At 58.3% G+C, this 908-nt stretch carries 2 protein-coding genes, 1 tRNA gene and 1 pseudogene; 3 read left to right on the top strand and 1 reads right to left on the bottom strand.

Annotated elements, in window-relative coordinates:
- From Taqua_RS13095 to Taqua_RS13085, 3 genes are all read left to right on the top strand, one after another.
- A partial coding sequence (locus Taqua_RS13095; protein WP_144326997.1) for a transposase occupies window positions 1-155 on the top strand: 155 nt, incomplete at its 5' end.
- 333 nt (window positions 156-488) lie between these two features.
- A tRNA-Ser gene (locus tag Taqua_RS13090) sits at window positions 489-578 on the top strand.
- Window positions 579-627: 49 nt separating this feature from the next.
- Window positions 628-795 (top strand): hypothetical protein, encoded by a 168-nt coding sequence (locus Taqua_RS13085; protein WP_246094732.1) that lies wholly within the window; start codon window positions 628-630, stop codon window positions 793-795.
- A gap of 2 nt (window positions 796-797) precedes the next feature.
- Here the strand turns inward: Taqua_RS13085 and Taqua_RS13080 are convergent.
- Window positions 798-908 (bottom strand): annotated as a pseudogene (locus Taqua_RS13080) (IS5-like element ISCARN85 family transposase); the annotation flags it as partial.

The following is a 908-nucleotide window of genomic DNA, read 5'->3' as shown; positions in this document are numbered from 1 at the left end:
CCTTCGTCGAGGCGATGAACGGGCTGCTGCAGCAGGCCAAGCGCGCCGCGCGCGGCTTCAGGACGAGCCAGAACTTCATCGCCATCGCCTACCTGCGCATGTCCAAGCTCAAGCACCTGCCGGCCAGTCCGTTCGCGCCAGCCATGCCGACATGACGCGAAGCGTTTCCACACAAAACGGCATAGAGCCGGTAAACTTCGGTTTCTGCCGTCATCGTCGGCGCAAGACGGTGGCAGGCGCTTGACGGGGCTCAAGTCCCGCAGGGACTTGGGGCGGTGTTCATATCGCGTAGCGATGTGAACACCGACCAAAACCGGCAATCCGGAAGACAGGAAGCGTGGCAGAGTGGTCGATTGCACCGGTCTTGAAAACTTACGTTCAGACGGCGCGGAAGCGGTAAAAAGAAGAGCAAAAACAATGTGTTAGCGTATTGGCCTTGGCGCTGTTACTTGCGCCGTTTAGCGGATTCCTAGCACATCACAGAAAATGGTGGGTTGGCCGAGCGGTTGAAGGCACTAGTCTTGAAAACTAGCAAGGGGGTGACCCCTTCCAGGGTTCGAATCCCTGACCCACCGCCACTAACTGGACAGCCAGGTAGCGCGAGGCGAGCGAAGGAACAACGACGAGATGGCAGAGCAGTTTCACTATCCTCCCGAGGTGTTCAATCTGCTGGTGGATACGATTCCGCTGTTGTGCCGGAGCAAGAAGGACGTCGTTCTTTTCTTCCAAGGCGCTGGCGTTGCACAGGACGACTACGCCGAAGTCGCGCGCATCGTCCGCACTAGGGCCTGTTAACACTATCGCAACGATTCGACGATCAGTGCGAAGTGGATGAAGGCCGCGAACATGACGTCGAGCTTGTCGAAGCGGCTGAAGATGCGGCGGAACCCTTTCAGACGGCGGAACAG

Origin of the sequence: Tepidimonas aquatica (genome assembly GCF_007556585.1) — a bacterium.
In the GTDB taxonomy this organism is placed as follows: Bacteria; Pseudomonadota; Gammaproteobacteria; order Burkholderiales; family Burkholderiaceae_C; genus Tepidimonas; species Tepidimonas aquatica.
Note: the sequence above shows the minus strand (reverse complement) of the source record. Positions and strands in the feature narration are given on the sequence as shown.

Excerpts from the sequence above, each read along its gene's own strand:
- Taqua_RS13085 (WP_246094732.1), top strand. The coding sequence starts at position 628 with ATGGCAGAGCAGTTTCACTATCCTCCCGAGGTGTTCAATCTGCTGGTG.